The sequence below is a fragment of the Vibrio tasmaniensis genome (assembly GCF_024347635.1).
Classification (GTDB): Bacteria; Pseudomonadota; Gammaproteobacteria; order Enterobacterales; family Vibrionaceae; genus Vibrio; species Vibrio tasmaniensis.
The window spans coordinates 313892-339494 of sequence record NZ_AP025511.1 but is presented as its reverse complement, the minus strand read 5'-3'; the positions used below and the strand labels follow the sequence as shown (position 1 = coordinate 339494).

Annotated in this window: 23 protein-coding genes; 10 read left to right on the top strand and 13 right to left on the bottom strand. The window is 43.7% G+C overall.

The features are described 5' to 3' along the window. The first annotated feature begins 196 nt into the window (after window positions 1–196). The gene (locus tag OCV44_RS15895) at window positions 197–466 is read left to right on the top strand and encodes a hypothetical protein (protein ID WP_139684347.1); all 270 of its coding nucleotides are present in this window, start codon (window positions 197–199) and stop codon (window positions 464–466) included. Between the two features lie 45 nt (window positions 467–511). After that, entirely contained in the window at window positions 512–1123 is a 612-nt protein-coding gene (locus tag OCV44_RS15890) for a class I SAM-dependent methyltransferase (RefSeq protein WP_139684348.1), read from the top strand. Between the two features lie 97 nt (window positions 1124–1220). On the opposite strand, the gene OCV44_RS15885 is transcribed toward OCV44_RS15890, so the two are convergent. After that, on the bottom strand, window positions 1221–2429 hold the full coding sequence (locus tag OCV44_RS15885; protein WP_139684349.1) for a DUF3541 domain-containing protein: 1209 nt from the start codon (window positions 2427–2429) through the stop codon (window positions 1221–1223). 273 nt (window positions 2430–2702) lie between these two features. On the opposite strand from OCV44_RS15885, the gene OCV44_RS15880 reads away from it, so the two are divergent. Further along, a complete protein-coding gene (locus OCV44_RS15880; RefSeq protein WP_012600289.1) occupies window positions 2703–4058 on the top strand; it encodes a diguanylate cyclase in 1356 nt (451 codons plus the stop codon). 164 nt (window positions 4059–4222) lie between these two features. Continuing rightward, on the top strand, window positions 4223–5809 hold the full coding sequence (locus OCV44_RS15875; protein ID WP_139684350.1) for a DEAD/DEAH box helicase: 1587 nt from the start codon (window positions 4223–4225) through the stop codon (window positions 5807–5809). Between the two features lie 532 nt (window positions 5810–6341). Here the strand turns inward: OCV44_RS15875 and OCV44_RS15870 are convergent. Continuing rightward, window positions 6342–7772 carry a DUF3612 domain-containing protein gene (locus OCV44_RS15870; RefSeq protein ID WP_246091707.1) on the bottom strand — a complete coding sequence of 477 codons (1431 nt, stop codon included), beginning with the start codon at window positions 7770–7772 and terminating at the stop codon, window positions 6342–6344. A gap of 268 nt (window positions 7773–8040) precedes the next feature. Between OCV44_RS15870 and OCV44_RS15865 the strand changes: the two genes are divergently transcribed. Then, entirely contained in the window at window positions 8041–8637 is a 597-nt protein-coding gene (locus OCV44_RS15865; RefSeq protein ID WP_139684352.1) for an aldolase/citrate lyase/malate synthase family protein, read from the top strand. A gap of 196 nt (window positions 8638–8833) precedes the next feature. On the opposite strand, the gene OCV44_RS15860 is transcribed toward OCV44_RS15865, so the two are convergent. The 6 genes from OCV44_RS15860 to OCV44_RS15835 all read right to left on the bottom strand — a co-directional run bounded on the left by OCV44_RS15860 (window position 8834) and on the right by OCV44_RS15835 (window position 15778). Continuing rightward, window positions 8834–9850, bottom strand: a complete 1017-nt coding sequence (locus OCV44_RS15860) for a GGDEF domain-containing protein (RefSeq protein WP_086050684.1) — start codon at window positions 9848–9850, stop codon at window positions 8834–8836. Window positions 9851–10358: 508 nt separating this feature from the next. Beyond that, window positions 10359–10571, bottom strand: a complete 213-nt coding sequence (gene cspE, locus OCV44_RS15855; protein WP_004730009.1) for a transcription antiterminator/RNA stability regulator CspE — start codon at window positions 10569–10571, stop codon at window positions 10359–10361. Window positions 10572–10931: 360 nt separating this feature from the next. Beyond that, the gene (locus OCV44_RS15850) at window positions 10932–12209 is read right to left on the bottom strand and encodes a cytosine deaminase (protein WP_139684353.1); all 1278 of its coding nucleotides are present in this window, start codon (window positions 12207–12209) and stop codon (window positions 10932–10934) included. A gap of 9 nt (window positions 12210–12218) precedes the next feature. Further along, window positions 12219–13457: a cytosine permease gene (gene codB / locus OCV44_RS15845; RefSeq protein ID WP_139684354.1), complete on the bottom strand. Its 1239-nt coding sequence runs from the start codon at window positions 13455–13457 to the stop codon at window positions 12219–12221. A gap of 753 nt (window positions 13458–14210) precedes the next feature. Further along, window positions 14211–15434: an HlyD family secretion protein gene (locus tag OCV44_RS15840; RefSeq protein WP_139684355.1), complete on the bottom strand. Its 1224-nt coding sequence runs from the start codon at window positions 15432–15434 to the stop codon at window positions 14211–14213. Further along, window positions 15428–15778 (bottom strand): MFS transporter, encoded by a 351-nt coding sequence (locus OCV44_RS15835; protein ID WP_139684356.1) that lies wholly within the window; start codon window positions 15776–15778, stop codon window positions 15428–15430. The genes OCV44_RS15840 and OCV44_RS15835 overlap by 7 nt, the downstream gene beginning before the upstream one ends. 134 nt (window positions 15779–15912) lie before the next feature. Here OCV44_RS15835 and OCV44_RS15830 point away from each other — a divergent pair, with 134 nt between their 5' ends. Further along, window positions 15913–16920, top strand: a complete 1008-nt coding sequence (locus OCV44_RS15830) for an AraC family transcriptional regulator (RefSeq protein ID WP_139684357.1) — start codon at window positions 15913–15915, stop codon at window positions 16918–16920. Between the two features lie 6 nt (window positions 16921–16926). Here OCV44_RS15830 and OCV44_RS15825 read toward each other — a convergent pair whose 3' ends face one another. Together OCV44_RS15825 and OCV44_RS15820 are read right to left on the bottom strand one after the other, a co-directional pair. Next, entirely contained in the window at window positions 16927–17829 is a 903-nt protein-coding gene (locus tag OCV44_RS15825; protein ID WP_139684358.1) for an urea transporter, read from the bottom strand. Between the two features lie 81 nt (window positions 17830–17910). Then, a complete protein-coding gene (locus tag OCV44_RS15820; protein WP_139684359.1) occupies window positions 17911–18570 on the bottom strand; it encodes a pyridoxamine 5'-phosphate oxidase family protein in 660 nt (219 codons plus the stop codon). A 90-nt stretch (window positions 18571–18660) separates the two neighbouring features. Between OCV44_RS15820 and pdxR the strand changes: the two genes are divergently transcribed. Continuing rightward, entirely contained in the window at window positions 18661–20118 is a 1458-nt protein-coding gene (pdxR, locus tag OCV44_RS15815; protein WP_139684360.1) for a MocR-like pyridoxine biosynthesis transcription factor PdxR, read from the top strand. A gap of 46 nt (window positions 20119–20164) precedes the next feature. Here the strand turns inward: pdxR and yjeH are convergent, their stop codons facing one another. Then, entirely contained in the window at window positions 20165–21436 is a 1272-nt protein-coding gene (yjeH, locus tag OCV44_RS15810) for an L-methionine/branched-chain amino acid transporter (RefSeq protein ID WP_139684361.1), read from the bottom strand. Window positions 21437–21691: 255 nt separating this feature from the next. Here yjeH and OCV44_RS15805 point away from each other — a divergent pair, with 255 nt between their 5' ends. The 3 genes from OCV44_RS15805 (at window position 21692) to OCV44_RS15795 (ending at window position 23809) form a co-directional block, all read left to right on the top strand. Further along, entirely contained in the window at window positions 21692–22153 is a 462-nt protein-coding gene (locus OCV44_RS15805; RefSeq protein WP_139684362.1) for an Lrp/AsnC family transcriptional regulator, read from the top strand. Then, window positions 22147–23067: a LysR family transcriptional regulator gene (locus tag OCV44_RS15800; protein WP_139684363.1), complete on the top strand. Its 921-nt coding sequence runs from the start codon at window positions 22147–22149 to the stop codon at window positions 23065–23067. The genes OCV44_RS15805 and OCV44_RS15800 overlap by 7 nt, the downstream gene beginning before the upstream one ends. Before the next feature lie 127 nt (window positions 23068–23194). Further along, a complete protein-coding gene (locus OCV44_RS15795; protein ID WP_139684432.1) occupies window positions 23195–23809 on the top strand; it encodes a LysE family translocator in 615 nt (204 codons plus the stop codon). Between the two features lie 109 nt (window positions 23810–23918). Here the strand turns inward: OCV44_RS15795 and OCV44_RS15790 are convergent, their stop codons facing one another. Continuing rightward, complete coding sequence (locus OCV44_RS15790; protein WP_139684364.1) at window positions 23919–25082, bottom strand: alpha/beta hydrolase; 1164 nt, start codon at window positions 25080–25082, stop codon at window positions 23919–23921. Between the two features lie 53 nt (window positions 25083–25135). Then, window positions 25136–25366 carry a hypothetical protein gene (locus OCV44_RS15785; protein ID WP_009845683.1) on the bottom strand — a complete coding sequence of 77 codons (231 nt, stop codon included), beginning with the start codon at window positions 25364–25366 and terminating at the stop codon, window positions 25136–25138. Window positions 25367–25603 lie beyond the last annotated feature (237 nt).

Genomic DNA, 25603 nt, shown 5'->3' with positions numbered 1-25603 from the left:
ATTGCTATGCGGTGTATAAGGCTCACTCGGAAGAGTAATAGAGCAAGCCTGTTTTATCCGATATACTTGAATATCATTAGGTTGCGATTAATAGCATTCGGCTTCAATTAAGAAAATCCAGTTTCTATTAAGAACACTCGGTTCCGAATAAGAATATTCCGTTCCGACTAAGCTCCAATTTATCAAGGGTCTCTCTATGAACATGCGCGTTCTCATCGGTCTTATTGCTACCTTCATTGGCTTGTTTGCGATGGTTTATCTTATTGCTGGTGGTACTCAGTTTCCTATCTATCAGTGGCCGCAAGAAGCGTATCTCGGTTTAGTGTTTAGCGTAGTATGGGGCACTGGCGTTGCTGCACCGGTGGCTTATGTCTTCTCAGCTTTGGTGTTTGTGACTGTCGCCGTGGTTTGTTATGCGGTCGGTTATAAAATCGGTGGGCTCTTTTCTTCAAATTCTGACGTCTAAGTTTATTGAGGCGTACTTATGTTCATTGAAATGAGATTTGTTTGAATGCACTGGCTCGATCGTTGGAAAGTGTATCGCTATCATCGAAAACAGGCTAACCGCTCGAATGGCGACAAGGCTAAAGCTTTAGGGTGGACCAGCGAAGAGAGCCAATTGTGTCGCTTTGAAGTGATTGCTCGTTCGGCTGACTTTGAAAATAAGAGTATTTTAGATTTGGGTTGTGGCTATGGCGAGCTGTTTGAGTTGCTCGACAGCATCTATCGCATTCAATCTTACACTGGCGTTGACCAACACGCAGGCTTTTTAAAGAAGGCGAAGCAGAGCTATACAGAAGATCGTTGTCGGTTTTTGTCGGGTGATATGAGCCAAATGAGCCTTGAGGTACACGATATAGTTATCGCCAGTGGCTCATTGAATTACATCTCTCGCGACTCGGATTATCTGACTAACATGATTACTCGTATGTTTGGACTAGCGAATCAGACGGTGATTTTTAATCTGCTCAATTCAAGCCAATATCCTTCACGCAATACCTTGATGAGTTATCACCCTCAAGGCGTATATCGATTCTGTAAAACACTCTGTGACGATGTTTCCTTGATAGAAGGATACGCAGAAGGGGATTTCACGATAGTGATGAACAAAGTCGCATCCTGAGCCTGAATGAAGTGTTGGTGTGGTAAGAGTTAAAAAAGCCGCAGACCTTGAGAGGTTTGCGGCTTTTTGGGTTCTAAAATCAACTTAAGTATTACTGCTAGTGCTTCAGCGGTTGATTTTCAACTAGTCCGTAAGGGATGTTAGTAAACACTTTAGGGTTACCTTCATAAGTCGGTGCTTCGTTCACTTGCTGCCAATCGAGTAGCATGATAGCGAGTACGTTGCGGTGCTCTCCATATTTGGGATCAAAATCACCGGTGACCGAAGGGATCATGCCTTTTGTCTTATCGATAGATGCCTGGATTGCGAGCCTAGTTTTCTCTACAACCGGGTCATTCTCTAGACCGGCTAGTAAGAAAGTCAACCCAACCTCAGCAATCACATCCTCTTTAGCTCGTAACAGGATCGTATCGATGTTTTCTCTGAAGTAATCGTAGATCCATTGGTGTTCTTGCTCGCTTACTTGGTGCTGGTAATACTCAGAATCTCCAAAGATCACATGTGTCATACCATAGATCTTATTGCCGTATTGCTGGCTTGAAAGCTTCTTGTCTTTATCGTCTGGGTAGGCTTTTTTGAAGGTATCGACAAATTCATCAACGACATCTTGTTCACCCAATTGGCGCAGCCAATAGACTTGATTAGCCAATTGAGCGGCCCATGCTTTCACCATGTCTTCGTTAGTAACATATCGAGAAAAGTCATAACGGCGAATGATTTCACGTAGTTTGGCATCGTTCTTGTGTTCTAAACCGTACTCATTGGCACGCGCCATAGAGCCGAGAAGGTCAACACCAAGATATAGATATTCTGGCATGTGCTTGGTGATGTTGTAGCGTCGAACACTACGTTCATCGCTGTCGCCAACATAGGAAGCAACACGCTTTTCTGAGTACAGTACGATTTGTTCCATGGTGTGAACATCATTCGACAGGCGGCTGAGCTTACTTGCTACACGTGCCATGTCACTCCATACCGCGGCAGAATATTTGTCGTCTAATGTTTGTCGATACATACGCAAACCATAGTGACCCTCTTTGAATGCAGGCAGAGTGTAAAGTTGGCTTTCGTAGGTTGTGCGAATCAGATCGGCGGATTGTTTAAAAGATAGCTCTTGAGAGTCGAGAACACCAGCTTGTAATTGAATACTTGGTACGCTTGTTGCTTGTATGTTAACAGGCTCTTGTATATTAACCGTCTGTTGTGTGTCAAAAGCCGTTAGAGTATCTGAAGTAGCTTGTGCGTGAACCGCAACCGCAACTGAGATTGATAACAATGTGCACAGAGTTAGCGTTTTTAGCTTCATGTTCGTAAGGTACCAAGCTGATTAATTGTGAATATAAAATAACACTCATGAATCTTTCAATGTAAGGTTTTGGTCAATACATTGTAATCTTTAATAAGATTGATTCGATATTTGGTTCAGTAATCAATGTGTCTAATGGACTTTAAGTGATGAATGACTCAGTAATGAAATGAGCACTAGGCTAAGTGTATGTATTTAAATAGCTTAACGGCATACTTAAAGAGTTAGTCTGATATGAGCAAATTTAAGAACAAAAAGGTTTAGGGGGTCTGAATGCCAAGTGGTTCTAGCAAGCAATGGCCTGCCAAATTATTATCTTTACTGTTTTTTTTAGTGGTAATGAGTGCTATCGAATTTTTTCACTCTAAAGAGTTATCCTACCTGAAAGATGAATCCTACTCTGAGGCAAAAAAGCAGTTATCGATCATTCGTTCTCGAATAGAAGCCGCGATCGTGTCAGATATGTATATCCTCAATAATTTGTCTACTCTTGTGACGATAAATCCTGACGGCGATATGAAGAGTTGGAACAAGATCGCTGAGAATATCATTCGAGATGGATTCCACATTCGTCTGATTGGTCTGGCTGAAGATGACATCCTAAATTTCGTATACCCAATGGAAGGCAATGAGCAGATTCTTGGTATAGATTATCGAGATCATCCAACCCAATGGGAGTCGGTTGAAATTGCCAGAAATATTGGCAACACCGTTATTGCTGGTCCTTTTGAGCTGTTTCAAGGTGGTCAAGCTATCATTACGCGAACTCCGATCTTTCGAGACCCGCCTTTTAACCAAGACTATTGGGGTGTATCCAGTGCCGTTATTAGTTTAGATGAGCTGTTTGAAGATGTCGGAATTGGGATACTCGAAAACAAGTATAAACTCGCGATTCGTGGTGCAAACAGTTCGGGTAAAGATGGCGCGGTCTTTTATGGCTCTCAGGACGTATTTGATAATGCTTTTGTGACTGAACAGGTGAGCTTTCCATACGGTGGTTGGTACCTTGCTCTCTCTGGTAATGAGCATGTGTTGATGGATGTGCAGTGGTATCGAATTCAAGCAGTAAGGTTGGTGGGTTACACCATAATGTTAATGCTGGCGTTTGCCTTCTTTACTATTTATCGCCTGTACCGAATTGCAGATAGTCGCTCTATGCATGATGAACTCACCATGTTACCTAATCGTCGATACTTTATGTACAGCCTAAAGCAGGCGTTCAAAGTCACCCAAAAGCAGAGAGCAAGAACCTTTGCTGTGGTAAATATCGATCTTGATGGCTTTAAAGCGATCAATGATACTTTTGGGCATGCGGCTGGCGATCAGGTACTTATTGAGTGTGCTAATCGCATTAAGAGCGAGTTACGTGGTTCAGATATCGTTGCGAGAATCGGTGGTGATGAGTTCTTAGTTTTGTTACCACGTATTATTGATGATCAACATGTATCGTCGATTGTAGCTAAACTTCGAAGAGCGATATGTAGCACACCTGTTGTTTATGATACGCACTCGATTTATCTTCGAATTAGCGTTGGTTGGGTAATTCATAACAATAACTACAGTGATGTCGATGCACTACTCAAAGCAGCTGATGAAAAAATGTACGAACAGAAACGACAAATTTTATAGGTTGGATTGGATCTGTTATTAGAATTTAGTTGCTGAATGTGGGGAAAAGCCTCAGAATACCGCGCTTTGCTCCTTATCAATTCTATTGATGAGCGAAAGCTGTAGCAACGACTTCTTTCTGCGCGTTGCTCATACTAAATGTTATTCAACTGAGAAAATAATCTATGAGTTTTACCTCCCTTGGCCTTTCTGAACCGATCCTTAAAGCTATTGAAGCACAAGGTTACGATAAGCCATCACCAATCCAAGAGAAAGCCGTACCAGCTGTCCTAACGGGCAAAGATGTAATGGCCGCTGCTCAAACAGGTACAGGTAAAACTGCAGGCTTCACGCTACCTATTCTGGAAATGTTATCTAAAGGCCCTCGCGTACGTCAGAACCAAGTACGTGCGCTAGTGCTAACACCAACCCGTGAGCTTGCTGCGCAAGTGAATGGCAGCGTAGTGAAGTACGGTATTAACTTACCTCTTACTTCTACGGTGGTGTTTGGTGGTGTGAAAATTAATCCTCAGATGCAAAAACTGCGTAAAGGCAGTGATGTGCTGGTGGCAACGCCGGGTCGCCTACTTGACCTATACAATCAAAATGCGGTGCGTTTTGATCAGCTAGAGATCCTTGTGTTAGATGAAGCTGACCGCATGCTAGACATGGGTTTCATTCGCGACATCCGTAAGATCTTGGCTTTCTTGCCTAAGAAGCGTCAGAACCTACTGTTCTCAGCAACGTTCTCTGATGATATTCGTGGCTTGGCTAAAGGCTTAGTCAACAATCCTGTTGAAATCTCAGTAAGCCCTGCAAACTCAACGGCACCAACTGTTGAACAAAGCATTTATCCAGTAGATAAAAAGAAAAAAAGCGCAATGCTAGCGAAGCTGATCAAAGATAATGATTGGCGACAAGTGCTCGTGTTCAGCAAAACGAAACACGGTGCGAACAAGCTTTCTCATTTCCTTGACGAGCAAGGCATCTCTGCGGCACCTATTCATGGCAACAAGAGCCAAGGCGCACGTACTAAAGCATTAGAGAACTTTAAAACAGGTAAGGTACGAGTACTTGTAGCGACCGATATCGCTGCTCGTGGTATCGACATCCCACAATTGCCTCAAGTGGTTAACTTCGACCTTCCAAACGTATCAGAAGATTACGTTCACCGTATTGGTCGTACTGGCCGTGCTGGTGAAGTTGGTAAAGCAATTTCACTGGTTTGTGCTGATGAAGTGGGTGAACTGTTTGGTATTGAGCGCCTTATTCAGCAAGTGCTTGAACGTCGTGAACTTGAAGGTTTTGCACCCGTAAACAAGCTGCCAGAATCTCGTTTGGATTCGCGTCCGATTAAGCCTAAGAAGCCGAAAAAGACACGCGAACACTCGGATGGTCAACGTTCTGGTGACAACGCTCGTGGACACAAACCAGCAGGTAAGAACAAACGTCATGTATCTGGTTCAGGTTCTGCTCCTAAGCGTAAGCCTAATGCGAACAAGCCTAACTCAGGCAACAAAGCTTCTGACAGCAACTCTGCTGGTGATGATAAATCTTTAAGAAATAATGGCAGCAACTATAAGCGCGGTAATGCGGCTAACAAGCCTTCTACCAATAGCTCTGGCAAGCCAGCTGGTGCAGGTAAACCTAAGAAGTCTGGTTTCGGTGGCGGTAATGGTTCGAACAAACCAGCAGGTAACAAGCCAACAGGAAATAAACCTTCGACTAACCGACCATCTAGAAGTCGTTCTAAGCCTGCACCTCAGAAATAGTAGACAGAACGTTGATCAGGTAGCTTTACAAAGATTATGTAACGAGATCGCTTCGTAGGAGGGTTTTCGTTCATTGACGACTTCCTGCTATCGAACTCGAACAAGCGCGAATATTGAATTTCAATGTTCGCGTTTTTTTATGGGTGTCATTAAGTAAACAAGAAGAGGTTTTTTCGGAGTTGAAGCTATCGAATTTATTGAAAAGTAGGTATTTATAGGAAGAGAAATTAATCTTTAATGATCTATTAATAACAACATAATCACTAGCGATTTGTTGGATTTTGCAATTTGCAATTTCAGTTTGCAAAACAAACAAGCATTTATGGTGAATACGTGTTCAGATGCGTAGTAAATACGTATGTTTAAAGTTGGCACGCATAGTGCATTAGTAATAGTGACCCTTCTTAAGCCGAGGGTCACCTAGCCAACTGACGTTGTTAGTGAACCCATATTGTTCACACAAAATATATGACCAATCACCCTTTTGTGATTGGTTTTTTTTTGCCTGAATTTTAGGTTCGACTTGTTGGTTTTACTCACAACACTTCGAGTAACAGCTTGGCTGGCGAGGGCATTCTCCACCTCTAGAGCAGATAAGCCTAGCCTCTGTCTCAATCCCACGTTCAATCCAATTTATATTTAGAATTTTGGCTATTGTCGTGAGATCTTTCTTGATGTTACGCGGTATTACCACAGAACCACCATTGTTAACGCATGACGCTTTAAGTTGCTCTGCAATGTCTCTTGAATTACCGCCTTGAGCATCAATCGCTGGGTTAAGGTCTATGCCAGCACACAATACGCGATTGTTACCCGCAGGATCCGTCATATTGATGGATTCACAGCAGTAGATTCTTGGCTCATCACCCACATTTAAAATAGATATTTGAGCCGAACTCCCTGCGCGAGGTTCTGACAATCGGCGGAATACAGCCCAATGTTGACATGGGTCGGCGACCGTTCTCATATTTCCCCAAGGCAGTGGAATCCCGTTCCCGCGGTACACCGCCTTGAGTTTCCCTGGCCCATAAGCATCAAAGTAGTGCCAGTGAGGGTAGGGCGATACTACCGTCATTCGACGCATAGCAACAGAGGGGGAAACCCCCGCTCTTTTGTGAACGTCGATTTCGTAACCAGTGCGGTCAAGCAACTGTCTAAATGGAACTTTCGGGCAAAGAAGTGCGCCAGCAAAGAAGCTGGATTCAAAGTCTCGCCATGCTTGAAGGATGTCTTGGGAGTTGAGCTGTGAAGATCCTGAAACCTGATTGTCGTCCCATGTATTGTTGTTGCCGACCGACAACACACTCTTCAGGCCTTCTTTGCTATGAAGAATGCAATGGCCGATATAGACAGACAAATCGTATTTCAGTCGAGTCGGGTACTCTTTCAGAATTTCGTTTAAGAAGATGGTACTGGGAGGTTCAAAGAACGAAGTGACGAGCTGTTTGGCATTAATTCCGAGCTCATCAACAACGTCTTTCGGTGTACGTGTTACCCAACGGATGTTGATTCCTAGGCTTCTAGCTATGTCTATAAGGTCTTCTACGCTGAGGTTAAGGCGTTTTAAGCCAACTTCTTCCGCTGCACGCTCAAGGTCAGGGAAGTGGTTCTGATTGCTCTCTTGGTGTGCTCGAATCAAGAGGTGCGCAAACTGACGGCCTGAGATTCCTGTTTGCGATAGCATCTCTGGAATCGCAATTTGCAGGATGTCGTTGGAGAATAGAAAGCTCGGCTCGAGTGCCATACCACTTATCCCCCCACGATTCCCTTTATCAGGAGCAATGGCTTGTTGTTCGGATTCGTCGTCGAGGAACCAGGTTGGTGTCTTCTGAAAGACCTGCGCAATCACTTCCAGCATATCGATGCTTGGCACCCGCTTTCCGCGTTCAATCATTGATAGGTAAGAAACGGAAGGTGCGTATTCTGGGTTGATTCTAATACAACGCGCAGACAGGTCTTCCATCGTTAAATGGTTACGTTTTCTTAGGTTACGTATTTTAGTACCTAGGAAATGTGACTGACGAACTAAACTTTTTGACAAGGCCATATTTGTAAAATTCACATTGTAAAATTTTTGTTGTGAAATTGTATGCAAAAAAGCGTTAGTCTACAAACTGAGCAATTCACAAAATGACAAATAAATTAAACGTTAGTTTGGAATAATTGCTCCAGGACACATTATTGTTGTAAAACTCGGTGAGTTTTCACCGGATGGCTCAAAGGGAAAGACTATGAATATGCTGACATTCGATAAAACAGAAATCCAAAAACAATCAAAGCCATTTATCGCTGAAGCTGTCTTTGCCGTGGAGGCAATCAGTGCGAATAAGCAAACTCAGAAGCAAGTGAAAGCAAAGCAGCTACTTGATCGCCTGTTTCCACTAGAGAACGGCTCGCACCAAGATGTAACAAGCTACGTAGTCGACTACCGTCATATTATGGCTTACTTCAAAGATGGACAACATAGTGGCTTAAAGCATCCCAAGCGATTTGTAGCGTACATGGGAGAGAAGAATGACCCAGACTCTATACTGTTCCGAGATGGTAGCGGGAGCCACCTAGAAGTGATGTTTGGCTGCCATAAAGGAACGGGTTGTATTGAGTTGGTAGAGATTGATGATATTCAGTTAGAGTCATGCACCACGTTTAGCCAATTGCCAATGGAAGCAACGACCACAATCCGCGACGAGACCATAGCAGCAATGCGTCACTGGATCAGTTTGATTCAAGGCGATGCAAAGGGTAAACCAAAGGCATGCAGTGAAGACAAAGAGTTTCGAGCTAAGAGTGGTGAAGATTACTGCCTGAATTATTGCTACCAACTTTAGTGGTATGAAATAAGATTTAGAATGCTGAAGGTTTTGAACCCAGCTAGTAAGTACTAAATCGATACATTACCCATTACCAACAAAAAAGCCCCAAAGATTAACTCGTGAGTGAATCTTTGGGGCTTTTTGATGTTCTTTCCAACGAATATTGATTAGTGCTTCGCTGGCGCTAGTTAAGTCACATCAGAGATTAAACTTAAAGGGGCATGACCCGGTTACGACCCAGGGATTTCGCTTCGTAAAGTAACTTATCAGCGCGTTCGATCAGTGATTGTGCCGATTCACCGGGTTCAAGTTCAGCTACCCCAAACGATGCTGTGATATTGCCAACCTGTTGCCCGCTACGACGATCTTTAATCGATAGCTTTTCTAGAGAGCGGCGGTTGGTGTCAGCAAGCTGGCGTGCAATGCGTAATGATTTGTTTGGCACGATTATCGCGAACTCTTCACCACCAAATCGGTAAGCAGAAATACCTTCACGGCACATTTGTTTTAACTTGCGCGCAATACCTTTAAGAACCATGTCACCAAACAAGTGGCCATAGGTGTCGTTGAAGTTTTTAAAATGATCAATGTCGAGAAGAATCAAACACAGAGGTTGTTTCGCTTCACATAAGGTCTCTATATCAAGGTCAAAAGAGCGGCGGTTATAGAGTGTCGTTGTACTGTCAAAGAGCGCGTCTTTCTGCACTTCTATCAGCTGAGATTTTAGCTTGGTGATTTCTGATGTTGCAGAGTTCAACTGAGAGTTCAAAAATTGAGTAGAGTGACGAATATGACGAGATTCAGAAACCAGCTGACGAACTAAAGACATGACTTCGTCGATCGATAGACTTTCATTATCAACGCGAGCCAAGTCCTCGAAGTTTTTATCGATCATGTCGGAAAAGGCGGAGGTATCGGTCAATGTATCATTCATCGAATTTGAAACTTCCGAGACTAACAGTTCTAAATTAGCGCGGAGGTCATTGATATTCGTTTCAGATTTGCTCGCAACATAATTATTGTAAAGTTGCTCACCAACGGCTGGGGGACAAATGCCATAGTGTTCCAAAATACCATCCATGTCTTTAGTCAGCTGTGGAATAGCATTATCAACATAGGTGTACCAAAGTGCGTAATTCGCAGGTGTGGTAGACACTCTGTTCTTCATCATAAGAGGCACCGCTTTTTTTAGATTTGCGGTGGATTTTTGAAATTCGTCTTTGTTCATTATTTTTACTACAGATACCAAACTAACTTAAGCCACTGTGACCAAGATTAGCGGATTTTACCGATCTTTGCTTTAAAAATTATATAATTAATGGATGAGGATTGGGTAAACAACTCATTTTTATTATGGAAATCGATTGCATATCTATATCGAATGATAAATAGAGTGTTCTTTGACCAAAAAGGAGAGGTCCGGTTTAGAGGGGATACGACTGTTGGCAAGGGTTGGCTGTGATACTAATCGTGTTCAATAATGGGTCATTTTAGATTGTTCAAACCCTGAACTTGCTAAAGTATTTAGTCTTTTAAAGTGCTTAGTCTATTCAACCCCTTAGTCTTTTAAAAACCTTAGTCTGTTAAAACACTCGGCTTGCTAAAAATGCTCTGCCGAAAAATGGGTAATAGGAGTGTGTGTGGAAGAGACAGTAACTTAGTGGAAGTTTTCTTTCAGGCATAAAAAAGCGCCGATAAAAATCAGCGCTTTAGAATTCTTTTTAGCTAAAAGCTAATTATTGAGCAACAACGTTTGCTGCTTGTAGGCCTTTTTGACCGTTTTCAACTTCGAAAGAAACCTTTTGGCCTTCTTTCAGAGTTTTGAAACCTTCAGAAGCGATAGCACGGAAGTGTACGAATACGTCAGCGCCGCCGTTGTCTTGAGAAATGAAACCGAAACCTTTCTCTTCGTTAAACCATTTTACAGTGCCAGTATTTGTGTTAGACATAATTTGTCCCTTATTCATAAATTTTCTAAATTGTTGATTGCATTACTGCAATGCGCTGATAATTGAATTATTTAATATTGCTAAGAAATAAGGAAAAACTACTTACAAAAACGGGTAACGATTTTACATGTCATTTTTTACTATTCATCTAACTTAAATAACTCCGGCTAACAGAGCGAGTGCATGTTAACACAGTCTTTCGGGTTGTACACTCATTGATTGATAAATCAGCGAGTTTTTTGTCATGTTGCGCTCGTTAACAAAAACTACCTACAACAGCTGATAGGTTTATAAAGTTACACGCCATGACAAAGTAAAAAGGAAGCCTAAGCCTCCTTTTCTTCGTTAGTATAGACGATATTATCGTTTGAAGTTGATATCTTCAGTCTTATCTAAATTAATTTTAGTCTTAGCTGGTTGAGTCTCTGCGATTATTTTTCCGTGGCGAATAGAGTACTGCACTGGAACTTGGCGACGTACTGCATCAAAACCGTTATCTGCAGGAAGAATTAGTAAGCTTCCTGGCTTACCTTCTTCAATACCGTAGTTGTCTTGGATATGCAGTGTGCGTGCTGAATTTTTGCTGATCAAATCAAGCGAAGTGTTGATTTGGTCGTAGCCCATCACTTGCGTTACGTGCAGTCCCATGTGCAGAACTTGAAGCATGTTTGCTGTGCCCAGTGGGTACCAAGGGTCAAACACATCATCGTGGCCGAAACACACATTGATATTTGCGGCGAGCATCTCTTTAACTCGCGTTACGCCACGGCGTTTCGGGTAGTCGTCGAAGCGACCCTGTAAGTGAATATTCACTAATGGGTTTGCCACGAAGTTAATACCAGACATCTTCAGTAGACGGAATAGGCGAGATGCGTAAGCACCATTGTATGAACCCATCGCTGTGGTATGGCTTGCCGTTACCTTCTCACCCATTTCGAATTTGTGCGCAAGGGCTGCCAGCGTTTCAACAAAGCGAGATTGCTCGTCATCAATCTCATCACAGTGAACGTCGATCAGGCAGTCGTACTTGCGTGCAAGCTCGAACACATAATGCAGAGATTCAATACCGTATTCACGAGTGAATTCGAAATGGGGGATAGCACCGATAACGTCAGCGCCGATCTTGACTGCTTCTTCAAGCAACTCTTTGCCGTTAGGGTATGAAAGAATGCCTTCTTGAGGGAATGCAACGATCTGGATGTCGACCCACTCTTTCATCTCTTCACGAACTTCAACCATCGCTTTTAACGCAACTAACGTTGGGTCAGAGACATCAACGTGTGTACGCACGTGTTGAACACCATTAGCTATCTGCCATTTCAGTGTTTGCTTGGCACGAGACTTTACGTCTTCGATTGATAACAATTCTTTACGCTCAGCCCAACGCTCAATACCTTCAAACAAAGTACCAGAGATGTTCCAGTTAGGCTCACCAGCAGTTTGAGTGGTATCTAGGTGGATGTGCGGTTCACAGAATGGAGAAACCGCAATACCACCTTCAGCATCAAGGATGTCACCTTGATGATCGATTTGAGCGTCATTATCGAGAATGCGAGAAAATTGACCATTTTCAATCAGAATCTGTTTCAAGCCTTCTTGGTCCTGAAGTTTCGCGTTCTTGATTAATAAGGTTGTCATAGTGTGTCCTTAAGCGGCCTGAGATTTCAGAGCTTTTTTGTTCAATAGAGGATTTAGCACGAGGTAACTGATTGCACCACCAAACACGGCATTCAAAGGAACGATGCCAGGTAAGAAGTGACCAGCGGCTACGCCTGTTGCTACCGCGATAATGCCAGCCCAGTTAACGGTTTGGAACTCTGCATTTGCAAAATCTTTGTAACGTTTACGGTTCGCGAAGAAGTCGGCGATGATTACGCCACCAATCGGCGGAATCGCCAGCGAAAGGAAGGTTAGCCAGCCAACGAAGTTGTTGTATAACCAAAGTGCGAAAATCGTTCCGATAATGCCGTTAATGATAGACATTGTAGTACTTGAGCGACCTGTGATGTTAGATAAACCAAGACCTGACGCATAAAGTGCGTTTTCATTGGTTGTCCAGATATTCAAGCCAAGCACGATGATGGCGGGAAGCAGTAGACCTTGCGCGATCATCACATCTGAAATATCAGCCTGACCGGTTGCTGCTGCGCCTGCTGCGCCGAAGATAAACATCAGCGAGTTACCGATGAAGAATGCGACCATGGTAATTAACACGGCGCTTGCTGGCTTTTTACCGAAGCGAACGAAATCGGCAGTCAACGTACCTGCACTTACAAACGAACCTACAACCATTGCTAGTGCCATTGAGAAGTCCATTGGCGTCTCTGGCTTAATCAGCTGCAGTTGCTCTAGTCCACCAACACTGTCTACGGCTGTTAGTACTGAGTAACCACCTAGAATCGCAATTGCGGGCACCGCAATCGCTGAAAGCACCATGAGTGCTTTAATACCGAAGTACACCGTACCTGTCATCAACAAGCCAGATACAACAATCAAGGTGTTGGTATCTATGCCTGTGGCTTTTTGAACTGGGATGGCAAACATCGCAACGCCCACACCAAACCAACCGACTTGTGTACCACCAAGTAGAGCAGAAGGAAGCCATGAGCCTTTAGTACCAAAAGAGAAACGAGCAAGAAGGTGAGTCGAGAGGCCAGTAGATGAGCCGATGTAGCCAAGAAAAGAAGTGTAAATACCAAGAATTAGGTTACCGATGAGAACAGCAAGGAAGAAATCGTTGAAAGAAAGACCTGTCCCGAGTGAACCACCAGTCCACATACTTGCAGAGAAGAAAGTGAGTCCAAGCATTACCATGGTGAGTGAAGCGACTCCTTTCCTAGCCGATGTAGGAACCGGCCCTAGACTGTAGTTATTATCAGCAGCCATTTTTTACCTCCGCAATTGATCAAAATTAAAAATAACGGTTGCCGTATTGCAGGCAAACGTGCGCATTATGGTGATCTAAAACATGTAGTCAATGTTAATTTTGTCAATAAAAGTATTTTTAAGTCGGTTGGGGTGCTAATTACCATGTATAACAATAGTTTATTTTTTGTATTTGTTTAAAAAAAATATATAGAAAACGTTTGCTGTAACGCGTGAAGTGTCTGATGTTTATGGTTGGCTATGAATGTTGATTATTATGCGATTGAATGGGTGTCTGTATCGAAAGGAAAGCGTTTAGCCAAACTTCAGACAAAAAAATAGCCAATCGCAATAATCGCAATTGGCCTATATATATCGTGAACAAGAAAGGTTCACTAACAACGTCAGTTGGCTAGGTGACCCTCGGCTTAAGAAGGGTCAATATATACATTGCAGTTAGTGTGCCAACTTTTAAAACAACGTAAAATGGTGGTTTTATAGCAATTTGGTGCGTATTTAAATGTTTAATTCGCATTTTGGATTCGTCTTGTTGCGTTTTGCAATTGCGTTTTGCGATTTGTGGCGGTTGTCATTAAGGGATAACCGTTAAAAATGCATACCGAATGTTGCTTAGTTGCTTAGTTGCTTGGTTTTTGCTGCTCTTTCTACTTCTACTTCTACTTCTACTTCTTCTGCAACTAGCGGTAAAATAGACAAAAAGCCCGTGCGATCTCAGATCTCATGGGCTTTGTATCGTTTTATCTAAGACAAGTATTAGATCGAGTAGAAGAAGTATAACTGGGACTTCATTCTAATGATGATCCCGCGTATTACGTCTAGGAACGCCATAAAGCTGATCGGCTTCTCACCGCTTACCCAAGCTAACCCTACAGAGCCGACAGGAATATCGTAACCTTCCGCCTCGTCAATTTTTAAGCGGACAAAGTGGTGCTTGTTCTGAAGGTTCCTACCTGTGGTGACACGAACTTGTTCATCAATACCTAACAGGCTAGCTTGTGCTTCACCCGTCGCTTCAACAATGCCTTCTACGGTTGCGGAGAATATCTTTCCTGGGTATACCGCCGTTGCAAACTCAGCAGGCTGGCCCACTTTTACGTTACGAATAGCTTGGTGATTCACTCGCATTAACACGTATTTTTCTTCAGTGTACATTTGGATACGAGGCATCATTGATACTCGCTGTCCTTCACGAAGAATGAAGTTAGTTACAAAGCCGTCAGTCGGTGCAGTGACTTTGGTGCTGTTTAGATCCCATTGTGCTTGCGCCAGTGTTGCCTTAGAAGAATCAACCTCAGTTTGCTTCTTACTGACGTTGGTTTCTGCTTTGTGGATGTTTAACTTCGCGTTCTCAGCATCAACTTCTTTCTTACTCAGTTGAGATTCCAATGTGGTGACGTTATACGTTGCCAAGTCTACCTTTGCCGTTTGCTGGTCGATGTCAGTCTCAGTAATCGTATGTTCTACAACTTTGTTTTGCTTTTGGTAACGATCAAGTGTCTTTGACTGAAGTACTAAGTCTGTTTTAGCTGAATCTATTTGTGCGACTGAAGCTTTGATGTCTTCAAGCGCCGATTGGTAGCTGACTTTTGCGATACTCACTTCTTGGCGAGCGGTATCTAAAGCAACGTTCGCCGATTCAAGTTGCACGTTAGCCTTATCTCTTGCAATAACATATTTGGTGTCATCAATTTCGTAAATGAGCTGACCTTCAATCACGTCTTGGTTCGGTCTAATGTGAACCTTGGTTGTTTTGCCTGACACATTGGTTGAATCTGGACGTAGCTGAATGTGTGGTGATTGAACGACTGAACCTCCAGAGAGATCCATCGGCGTGTAGTTAATGAGTCCAACCCAAACAAACAATAACCATGACGTACCACCTAGATAAGAAAATGCTTTGGTGCCCTTATTCCATGGCATACCAATAAGCCTAAGTAGATAGATGAACAGTGCCCACAGAGCTAAGCCTTCTAACATGTTTGGCTCTCCCCATCTTGATCATTCTTAACTTGTTGTTCTGTTGGTTCCGCAGGTGCTTTCCATGTGTCTCTTAGGTTTATGATGGCTTTTTCCATATCAACAAACGCTAAAATGACGGCAAGTACCCATACCCAGTGCCATATGAAGCCAATCCAAGTTAAAGCGGTGATTAAACCGAGCTGGTGATGCTCTTTACTGTGGGCTTTATTGATTGGTAATTCATGAACGCGCCAAAAGCCGTAACATGCAGCTGCGATTGTTGCGACTAACACAACGCCAGCTACGATGTGTAATGCGGTGTCTGCGCCTGTTCCAACAAATGGGACACTTAGTAAACTCATTGATCAACCCTAAGTAAAATTTGAACGCTGAGTGTGATGGAAGTTGGATTTACAGGTTGTAAATTTACTAATTACTTCGATAATGGCAACTATATGATTTGATCTATGATTTACTTTCTAAGGGTTAGCGACTAATGAACAATTGTAACTTCTTAAGAGCGTTGGGGATTTTGGGTATTTATCAACACGCTGTCACAAACCCTGTGGTTAATACGGAGCGTTTAGGTATTCCGAAGTCTGTGTTTACTAACTCAATGAATCTTATTCCGGTCAATGAAGTCGATAAATGGTATGGGTTTCTTGAACAGCAAACTAATGATCCAGATATTATTCTGAAACTGTCTGACCGAGTGGATATTGAAAAATTAGGCCCGTTAACCAACTGGTTTTTTTCTGGACATGATCTTGCTTCTACGATCCGCCGAGTGAACATCGGCCTGCACTATTTACAGTCTGGTGCGTTCTTATACGGTGCACAGGTAGGGACAATGATTAAATGGTGCTACGACAATCCTGCTTACTCAGAAACGGGTAAAGTGCATGACTCAATAAGAGTCGCGGTTTTCATTATGAAGATTTTACGTCGATATTTGGGTGATGACTTTAAACCCGTTGCGGTTTCAATAGCAGGTCGTCGAGAGAATGTTGACCTCTACCATGAATATTTCGGCTGTACGATTCAATGGGGACAGCCTCGCACAGAAGTTTGGATCCCGAGTGAATCGAGGTTATCAATCAATCAATCACCATCGAATAGTAAAACAAATCTGGCGATGAACTTTCATGACTTGGATAACTATCTAAACATGCCAGATGCTGGTGATGAACATAAGGTCACCTATGAGATGATCAACTACAGTCGCCACTTTGGTTTACCAACCCTTCACAAGGTTTCCAGTTTATTAGGGCTCTCTGAGCAGCAGTTTCAACGCCGTTTGCATAAATCGGGCATCAATTTTTCTACCATTATGGGGTATGCGTTAAGCAACGTAGCGGTAGATCTACTGATGTATTCAGTGCCAGTGGAAGAAGTCTCAAAGAGGTTAGGTTATACCAACGTCGCGAGCTTTAATCGGATGTTTAAGAAACATCGAGGCTTGACGCCTAAGCAATATATTGAGCGTTTTGATGGTCAATACTGATCGTCATTAGTCTTCATCTAGCTTTTTATAATGAGTGGATAGGTAAACGATTATCCAAGTACTTAAAATAAAAGGGGCGGTGAGTGGCAGTAGTGACAGCTCGTGAAAACCAAGTGTGATTAGACAGCTCAACAGCATGCCTAATAGGATCAACGGCCAAGGAACTCGCGGATAGAGCACAAGCGCTAGAGTGGCAAGAATGGCGTTGTACCCATAAAGACCTTGAGCTACCAGTTCATCAGGAGCACCAATCAAATCGCTAAATGCTGTGCTCATTATTACTGCTAGCACAACCCAAGCGGCATGCTTTAGGTTGTTAAGCGCGATGGCGATTAAGATAACGAGCCCCGACAACGCATTTTCGATAAAGCTGACTTGGCTGATCCCTTTTAACAACGGGATCACCACTGTCGGTAGGTTGAACCACGAGTCTACCTCAAGACTGATTAGTGGCCTCAGTGCGGAGTCTGGTGCCGAAAACGTCGATAGCCCCAAGGTTGATTGGATAGTATAAATCAGCCAAGAGGTGAGGATAAAGGCACTTGTGTAACCGCGATACTTCTTAAAGTTAAACACGATCTTGGCGATGGGTACGGTAATGAGCGAGCCGATGGCTACTACTAAAATCAGCCACCCATTTACTTCAAAAAAATTCCCGATGAACAAAGCAATCAGTGCGCCATTTAGTGCATACATGCCATTCTCAATATCATGAGACGGTTTATTGGTCAGTAAGGCAAATCCGTAGCTGCAACTTGCGCCAAGTAGGGTAAGGAAAGCAAGTGAAAGTGATTCAATCGAAATGGCAAGCAACAGCAAAAGCGACGTCATGGCAGACGGTGTGAAATAGACTTGCCCAATGCCATTGAGCAAGCCTTGAAATGGTAGGATATCCTTATTCGTTTTCATCGTCTGATTACATCATGAGTTATGTTAATTTTTTGTAATTCAGATTGTATATAACTCCATCCTTTTGACTACCTAAGTGTGTTAATTTTGATACCAACGTTCACCATAAGCTTGTTGGTAATCTGGCGTTTCAATGATGCCTTCTTGCTCTGGAACTGTTTCTAATGGCCCTACAACGGTGCGATAAGGTAATACACCCGCCCAGACGGGAATATCCATGTCAGCCTTATCATCATTCACACCATGCTTTCCAATTTTGACGGATGCTTCCGTTAACGGTATTGCTAATAGCTCGGTTGCGGTGAGCTCTTTCTCATTACTGAGCCTGACGTCGTCGGTTCTTCCCGGCGCGATTTGCTCAATGAAGATGTTCAATAAGCGATCCTTTTCTTGGTTGTCATCGATGACTGAGAATGACCCCAACACCACAGCAGAACGATAATGCGCACTGTGATGAAATGCAGAGCGAGCTAACACCCAACCATCGAACAAAGTGAACGTTAAACAGGTTGGATCTCCCTTTTTCAGACCTTTCAATAAGCGACTGTTTTTAGCCCCATGAATGTAGACCATCTCATCCACTCGCCACGCGAGCATCGGGATAACCATTGGCCCTTGTTCGCCCTGCAATGCAATGTGTGCGATTAAGCTCTCATCAATAATTTGGTGCAGCTTCTCTTGTTCAAATACGGCTTTGTGAGCCCCTTTTTTAATCGTGGTTCTTTTCGTGTTAGATAACATAATCGCTCCTTAATCATTGCCTTTTGATTAATGTAGCGATTAACTGGTCTATTAAATAGAGCCACTTTTAAACACTATTTGGATCCAGTTATGCAGCCTATTGATGTCGGTGACCTACAGTTAGACGAGCAACATGACACGCGTCAAACCGCCTTGTTCCACGCGATCAGAGAAAAGATTGTTCAAGATTTATGGAGCAAGGGCAGTAAGTTACCTTCAACACGTAAGCTAGCCGTCGAGTTATCGGTGAGTCGAAATACGGTGATTTATGCGTACGAACAACTGGTTACTGAAGGCTATATTGAGAGTAAGCAAGGTTCAGGGTTTTATGTCTCGGTTGAACAACCAGAGCACTTTCTAAGTTTGTCTAAGCCAAACAGTGTTCAGGATCCGAAGGTTAAACAAACAGTCAGTAGACCGGCTGTAAACATAGCGACACCTAACGATATTAACCGCAGCTTTGCCCCCGGAGTCCCTGACTTAGATGCGTTCCCTTTCTCTAAATGGCAGAGGTTGCTGCAACGCCACTCTACACGTCAGAACATTGCGGGCAATCAAGAGGTTCAAGGAAGCTTGGCCTTGAGGGAAGCGCTGAGTGGGTATCTGGCAAGCAGTCGTTCAGTTCACTGCAGTGCCGACAGAATCATCATCACCGCAGGTGCGCAGCAAGCTATCTCAATCGGATTAATGGCGACGTTAGCGATGGGTGACAAAATCCTTGTGGAAGAGCCCGGCTACCGACAAGTGCATAAAATCATCGATCTGTTGAGGCTAGACCTAGATGGTGTGACTGTGCATGAAAAGGTTGGATTAGGTATTGAAAAAGTGTTGTCCAGTAACGCCAAGGCATTGTACGTCACTCCAAGCAATCAATACCCAATGGGCACAACACTCAATACCGAACAACGACTTAAACTGATCGATTGGGCCAATCAACATCAGTCATGGATTATTGAAGATGACTACGACAGTGAGTTTCAGTTTGCTCATCGCCCTTATACCAGCATGCAAGGTTTGGCGGGTAAGTTGGGGTTCGATGATCGCATCATCTATGTCGGCTCTCTGAGTAAGGTGATGTTCAATGGCCTTCGATTAGGGTACTTAGTGGTGCCTGAAAGTCTGGTGGCGAAGTGTCTTGAGATTAAAGATGCGCTCACTGGAGACACGGCGTCCCATACACAGGAAGCTTTGGCGGATTTTGTTCGAGAAGGCGACTTGCTGCGTCATATTAGAAAGATGCGCCGGTCATACAAACTCAAGTATGAAGCCATGATAGAAGCGATTGAAAGCGAGTTTAACGGTGATCTTGAAGTGATCAGTCAGGCTGCAGGGCTACATGTGACAGTGAAGTGGTATCAAGGGATATCTGAGCATGAGTGGAGCCGTAGGGCAGAGCTTGAAAATATCATAATTCGTCCTTTTGACTTTTATGAATATGGATCAAGTGATGCTCGTGATTGGAGTGGTGCAGTTCTGGGGTTTGGTAATATCCGACTCGCTGACATAAAGCCGAAGATCAAACAGATCGCTCGGCTTTTTTATCAGTAATATTGGTAGGGCTTGTTTACAATTTTCTGATTCATCACTAATCGAGTTACAACTTGTCGATAGAGACGGTGGGTTTACCTTTACCTAGCCACTTGCGCCAAGGTAGTGACAATGTCACAAAAACAGTCACAGCATAGAGCATCGACCAACTTAGGCAGATAAACACCAAGGTACAGATCACCAGTGAGAGCATGGCAGTGTATCTAGATGCGCCAGTCAGCAATCGGCAAGCCGCTAACATTGCAAGCAGATAAACCAGTACAAAAATACCGTTGGCGAGTTTAAGGAAGAATTCAAGGTCCAAATTAGACAACTCACCAATCACACATGAGATCAGTGCGATAAATCCAATGGCTAACGTTGGATAAAGTGGTACGCCACGGCTGTTAAGTAACGCCATTTTACTGGTAGGTGTGTGTTGGCGAGCTTGGGCCCAGATCATGCGAGACAAGCTTTGGGTGTAAAGGTTTAGGCTCGCAAAACAAGCAAAGAAGCCAAGCACACTGATGACGGTTTTAAAGCCATTGCCAAACAGTTGCTCTGTCACCCACGGGATGGATGCAGCATCAAATTCTGGTGAACCATAAGCGCCTAGCTTGATAATAACCACTGAACAAGCCCAGTACACTACGCCCGCGACGAAACACCCTGCAATGATCGCGATGGGGAAATCACGCTGTGGATTCTTAAATTCTTCTCCCATGTGAGCAAAGGCTTCTATCCCGACAAAGCACCAAAACATGACTGCCAAAGCGGCGCCAATCGACCACATCGAATCGGACGTCATGGTCGGAACGGCGATGTCAGCTGCAGTGATGTCGGCTTTCCAAACAAAGGCGCTAACCAAGGCAAAAATCGACAAGGCAATCACCGTTTGTAAGCGGCCAGAAGACTTACTGCCCATCAAGTTGACAGCAATAAGCAGAGCGACGGTAAAGGACTGAGCACCCAGAGGTGTGTCGAGTGGTGTGGGTAATAGTTGTTGTGCAAAACCGCCTGCCAATGCAATGGCAGCCGGAATACCGACAGGAATAACACTCACAAACAACCAAGCTACGCTGGTTTCTAATCGCTCACTGAAGGCTTGGCGAACAAAATAGGCCGTGCCACCTGCATTGGGGTATCGTTTTCCTAATGCGGCGAAGGTTAGTGCAATCGGGCAAATAGCGATAAACAAGATCAACCATGCGACTAAAGACAATTGTCCGGCGATGCCTGCGGCAATTGCGGGAATCATAAAGAGTCCAGTGCCAAGCAAAGTTGTTGAGAGTTGTCCTATTCCTGAGATCAACGTGATTTCTTGTTTGAGTTGTGTCATTCGCTCTCCTAGCTATTGGCTTATCATATCGGCCTTCTTGTGCCTGTCTTCGATGTTTGGGTGATGCTATGAATGAGAGCATACATTGTCGATATTAATAATGCAGCTAGCGAAACGTCTTAAGACACCGTCAATTTAACAGTATTAACTTGATTAAGCGTGAAAGTGTCGGCTGTCATAATGGCTGTTATAAGCAGGAAAGTTGTGTCAAATTAGACGTTATAAATAGAACAATAAATGGAAAGAATCAGAAGCATGGATAAATTTGATCGTCAGATTTTGGATATTCTCAAAACCAATGCACGATGCTCAGTGAGCGATATCGCCCGAGATGTCAGCCTCTCGCGCTCGGCGGTGAATGCCAGAATCAAGAAACTGGAAAGCGACAAAGTGATTACGGGTTATTGTGCTCAAGTGGCAGAGCCCAACCAAACGAAAAATGTGTGCGCTTACATCTTGTTGAAGTTCGACATGTCGAGCAGCGACCATAGTTGTGAGTCCTACGCGACACGAATCCAGAGTATTGATGAGGTGCAATGGTGCCACTCTATTAGCGGTGAGACAGACATGATGCTTTATGTTGAAGTTGAAAGCATGGAACGTTTGAATCAAATCCGCGACCACCTGCAAAGCTACCCAGAACTTCGACACCTCATGACTCATACGGTTTTGACGGAGTTTTTTAACAAACAGAATGCGAAGGTGCATTCATGCTAGGCAATATCAACTTAAACCTACTGCGCTCTCTGCATGTGCTTCTTGAAGAGTGTCATGTCAGTCGAACAGCTCAGCGTTTGCACATCACGCAGTCGGCGGTGAGCCGTCAACTGGCTCAGCTTAGAGATCTATGTGGCGATCCTTTGCTGGTTCGTGATGGCAACAAACTGGTGCCGACTAACCGTGCTTTGTTACTCAAAGGCAAACTCGATGACTTGCTTGGAGAGTTCGACCACCTTTTAGACGATAAACCCTTTGAACCGCAAGACTGGCAGGGTGAACTGGTATTGTCTTCGAGTGACTATGTGGCTCAGTATATTCTGCCTGTGATTGTTGCTGAGGTGTCTGCCGAAGCGCCGAATATTAATTTGGCGTATCGCTTGTGGCAACCAAACTACCTTGAAGCACTGAATGAGTCAGGTATTCACTTGGCTTCGAGTATTTTCCCTAAGAAACCAGAACATGTTTCTAGCATCAAACTTGGCGAAGATAAGTCGGTGTGTTTGATGCGCAAGTCCCATCCACTAGCTAATCAATCGACTTTGAGCACAGAAGATATCGTCAGCTACTCACACATCAAAGTGACTGGTGGGGGAGACAAGGACAGTTATTCAGATATTGCGTTAAAGAAATTGGGGCATAAGCGCAGAGTCGCTTTGCAGGTTCCGTTCTTCTCATCGGCTGGTACTGTGTTAATGCAAGACGATTATCTGATGATCGTTCCGGAACATATCGCCTATAACTTAGGTCGACACCTTGAAACGACTTACTTTTCGCTGCCATTTGAAACGGAGATGCACACCTATTGGTTAATGTGGCACCCGAAGTATGACAACGACTCTGCTCATAAATGGGCGCGAGAAAAGGCATTCCAAGCGATGCAGAAGTCGAGTTACAACATCAGCATGATTTAAAATCATAAGTATGATGATAATCTTTGATTTCAAATAATACCTTCTGCGAATTATGGTAAATGCTAAGTATTGAATATTAAGCAAAGAGGGTTCAGCTAGGACGCTTTGTTTTACTAGGAATGGAATGATGACAGTAACAATTTGGTTTTCTTTATTAGCGATTTGCTTGTTGGGTGCAATGTCTCCGGGCCCAAGCTTGGCTATGATTGCAAAGCACAGTTTGGCTGGTGGCCGTATCAATGGTCTTGTCGCGGCTTGGTCTCACGCCGCAGGCATCGGTATTTATGCGTTCGCAACTATTGTTGGTTTAGCCGTTGTGCTTGAGCAATCACCTATGTTGTTCAAAGGCATCAGTTTGGCGGGTGCAGCGTATCTACTTTATCTTGGTGTGAATGCGTTACGCTCAAAAGGTGGTGTTGCTGCGAAATTGGAAGCGGGTGAACAGATGAGCTACATGCAGTCTGCTCGTGAGGCTTTCTTGATCTCAATCTTGAGCCCTAAGATCGCGTTGTTCTTTATCGCTCTGTTTAGCCAATTTGTGGCGTTGGGTAACGAACTTAGCAATCAAGTGATTATTGTCTCAACGCCTCTGATTGTTGATGGCCTTTGGTATACTTTTATTACTTTGGTGCTCTCTAGCCCGTTGATTGTTGAGCGTATTCGCTCGAAAGCCCAGTTGATTGACCGACTATCTGGTGTGGTGTTGATTCTACTTGCTGTGCGTGTGGTGTGGACGATATAGCGGTAGTCCATATACTGGCAAGAAACGATATCCATTAAAAAGGCTCACTAGACGTTATCTAGTGAGCCTTTTTGATTTCTATGGATTCGTTTCGACAGTCTTGTGCTTGTTAGCCTTCTGAATTCAGAACCGCATCAAGCTTTTGCATCGAGTCTGAAAAGTACGGGTTGTAGGTCAGACGCGCATGGTTTTTTCCATCTTCACGATATCCCCACGCTGAGTACCACACTTCACTTGTCGCGTTGCACTGTTCTTCAAAACCTTCCTCTTGACCATTGGAGCAGATCTTCTCGCTACCATTGATTCCGTAATACGGATTGCTTGGTGAGAACAGCAAACCCATATGAGAACCGTTCGAAATACGTTGTTCTGGGATCTTCATGCTGTATTGAACAGTGCGAGGATCGTCGAGTGTGGTTTCTCCTTGCCAAACCAAAACATTGTTTGGATTGGGCATGGATTCAGTAAACGCTTGTTGAACGAAGCTAGTGTCAATCACACTGTCGCCTTCACTCATCATAATAAACACCGGTTTATCGAAGTGTTTATCTTGCAGGTCTTCACGAACCACTTCTGATGTCTCGTAGTAAACCGAGGCACCATTCATTGGCAGTGAGTTGTAACGCAACATATTGTCTTCAGGATCTTGGTCAGCCCAAGTGACAAAGTAGCTTGCTATCCCAGCATACTGAACCGCAGATGAGCTCGGTTGAAACGCAGGAGAGAACAGCAGTAGCCCTGAGATCTTAGGATCGTTCATCGCCTGTGAAGTCACGAGGTTTGCGCCTGTTGAATAGCCGCCAAGCCACACAGAATCATACTCTTGCTCTAGTAACTTCGTATGATGATCTACAACACCTTGCCAATCTTCTAAGCTTGGCTGCATTAAGTCACCGACACGGCTGCCATGGCCCGGTAGCAATACCGTTCTCACTAAGTAACCTTGTTCTGCTAGGTGCGTTGCGATGTCTTTAAATGAGTACGGAGAATCACCTAACCCATGAACCAATAAAACTGCCTTACCGTTAGGTGTCGCAGGTTCGTATTCGGTGGGTGAATTGAGTTGAATCTCAAGCTGCTTGTCTTCTGCCATGAACACGCGGTTTTTCAATAACCAATCTTGGGTGTCATTGACGTAGTCATCAAAGCTGTCTTGCTGATAGCTAGGCAAGTCAGGAGATGTTTGGTAAGCGGGTATCGGTGTCTCGTTGGAACAACCAACGAGACTTAAAGTCGTTAAGGCGAGCAGTGCTAGGAGGGGTTTTCTTTGCATTATGTAATCTTGTCTCTGTTGTGCTTTCACTATGTCTGAAACTAAAGTTTAGGTTACTTTCTGCTTGAAAGGTCTTCGTATTCACCTTCAATAACACCGGCGTCACTGGTTGATGATTGACGAGTGTTCATATGAGCTGCGAAACCCTGTTTCTTCATTTGATTCTGAATGCGCTTGCCAGTGATTAAAGCTGCAATAGCTAAAGGAATAGCAAGAATCAAGCTCGTGAATAACGCCAAAAGGCCAGTAAACAGCGCAACAATCGTAACTAATATATTTTTCATATTCTTTCCTCTTTTTCTATGTTGTCACTATATCGCTTCTATTCTGAACGAAACATGAACACCGTTAATAAATATCAGAGAGTCACTATGACACAGGTGTGTGTGGATTGAGAGTTTATATGTAGTCATAATCACGCACTAAAATTATGGAATAACAGTAAGTTCCATAAAATCAATAACTTAAAAGTTGGCACACTTGATGCTCTATAGGGGTTGGAATAAGTCACTGTAAGCAAA

What these genes read in the sequence shown, in the direction of transcription:
- OCV44_RS15895 (WP_139684347.1), top strand. Translation starts at nt 197, where the DNA reads ATGAACATGCGCGTTCTCATCGGTCTTATTGCTACCTTCATTGGCTTG.
- OCV44_RS15890 (WP_139684348.1), top strand. Translation starts at nt 512, where the DNA reads ATGCACTGGCTCGATCGTTGGAAAGTGTATCGCTATCATCGAAAACAG.
- OCV44_RS15885 (WP_139684349.1), bottom strand. Translation starts at nt 2,429, where the DNA reads ATGAAGCTAAAAACGCTAACTCTGTGCACATTGTTATCAATCTCAGTT.
- OCV44_RS15880 (WP_012600289.1), top strand. Translation starts at nt 2,703, where the DNA reads ATGCCAAGTGGTTCTAGCAAGCAATGGCCTGCCAAATTATTATCTTTA.
- OCV44_RS15875 (WP_139684350.1), top strand. Translation starts at nt 4,223, where the DNA reads ATGAGTTTTACCTCCCTTGGCCTTTCTGAACCGATCCTTAAAGCTATT.
- OCV44_RS15870 (WP_246091707.1), bottom strand. Translation starts at nt 7,772, where the DNA reads ATGGAAGACCTGTCTGCGCGTTGTATTAGAATCAACCCAGAATACGCA.
- OCV44_RS15865 (WP_139684352.1), top strand. Translation starts at nt 8,041, where the DNA reads ATGAATATGCTGACATTCGATAAAACAGAAATCCAAAAACAATCAAAG.
- OCV44_RS15860 (WP_086050684.1), bottom strand. Translation starts at nt 9,850, where the DNA reads ATGAACAAAGACGAATTTCAAAAATCCACCGCAAATCTAAAAAAAGCG.
- cspE (WP_004730009.1), bottom strand. Translation starts at nt 10,571, where the DNA reads ATGTCTAACACAAATACTGGCACTGTAAAATGGTTTAACGAAGAGAAA.
- OCV44_RS15850 (WP_139684353.1), bottom strand. Translation starts at nt 12,209, where the DNA reads ATGACAACCTTATTAATCAAGAACGCGAAACTTCAGGACCAAGAAGGC.
- codB (WP_139684354.1), bottom strand. Translation starts at nt 13,457, where the DNA reads ATGGCTGCTGATAATAACTACAGTCTAGGGCCGGTTCCTACATCGGCT.
- OCV44_RS15840 (WP_139684355.1), bottom strand. Translation starts at nt 15,434, where the DNA reads ATGTTAGAAGGCTTAGCTCTGTGGGCACTGTTCATCTATCTACTTAGG.
- OCV44_RS15835 (WP_139684356.1), bottom strand. Translation starts at nt 15,778, where the DNA reads ATGAGTTTACTAAGTGTCCCATTTGTTGGAACAGGCGCAGACACCGCA.
- OCV44_RS15830 (WP_139684357.1), top strand. Translation starts at nt 15,913, where the DNA reads ATGAACAATTGTAACTTCTTAAGAGCGTTGGGGATTTTGGGTATTTAT.
- OCV44_RS15825 (WP_139684358.1), bottom strand. Translation starts at nt 17,829, where the DNA reads ATGAAAACGAATAAGGATATCCTACCATTTCAAGGCTTGCTCAATGGC.
- OCV44_RS15820 (WP_139684359.1), bottom strand. Translation starts at nt 18,570, where the DNA reads ATGTTATCTAACACGAAAAGAACCACGATTAAAAAAGGGGCTCACAAA.
- pdxR (WP_139684360.1), top strand. Translation starts at nt 18,661, where the DNA reads ATGCAGCCTATTGATGTCGGTGACCTACAGTTAGACGAGCAACATGAC.
- yjeH (WP_139684361.1), bottom strand. Translation starts at nt 21,436, where the DNA reads ATGACACAACTCAAACAAGAAATCACGTTGATCTCAGGAATAGGACAA.
- OCV44_RS15805 (WP_139684362.1), top strand. Translation starts at nt 21,692, where the DNA reads ATGGATAAATTTGATCGTCAGATTTTGGATATTCTCAAAACCAATGCA.
- OCV44_RS15800 (WP_139684363.1), top strand. Translation starts at nt 22,147, where the DNA reads ATGCTAGGCAATATCAACTTAAACCTACTGCGCTCTCTGCATGTGCTT.
- OCV44_RS15795 (WP_139684432.1), top strand. Translation starts at nt 23,195, where the DNA reads ATGACAGTAACAATTTGGTTTTCTTTATTAGCGATTTGCTTGTTGGGT.
- OCV44_RS15790 (WP_139684364.1), bottom strand. Translation starts at nt 25,082, where the DNA reads ATGCAAAGAAAACCCCTCCTAGCACTGCTCGCCTTAACGACTTTAAGT.
- OCV44_RS15785 (WP_009845683.1), bottom strand. Translation starts at nt 25,366, where the DNA reads ATGAAAAATATATTAGTTACGATTGTTGCGCTGTTTACTGGCCTTTTG.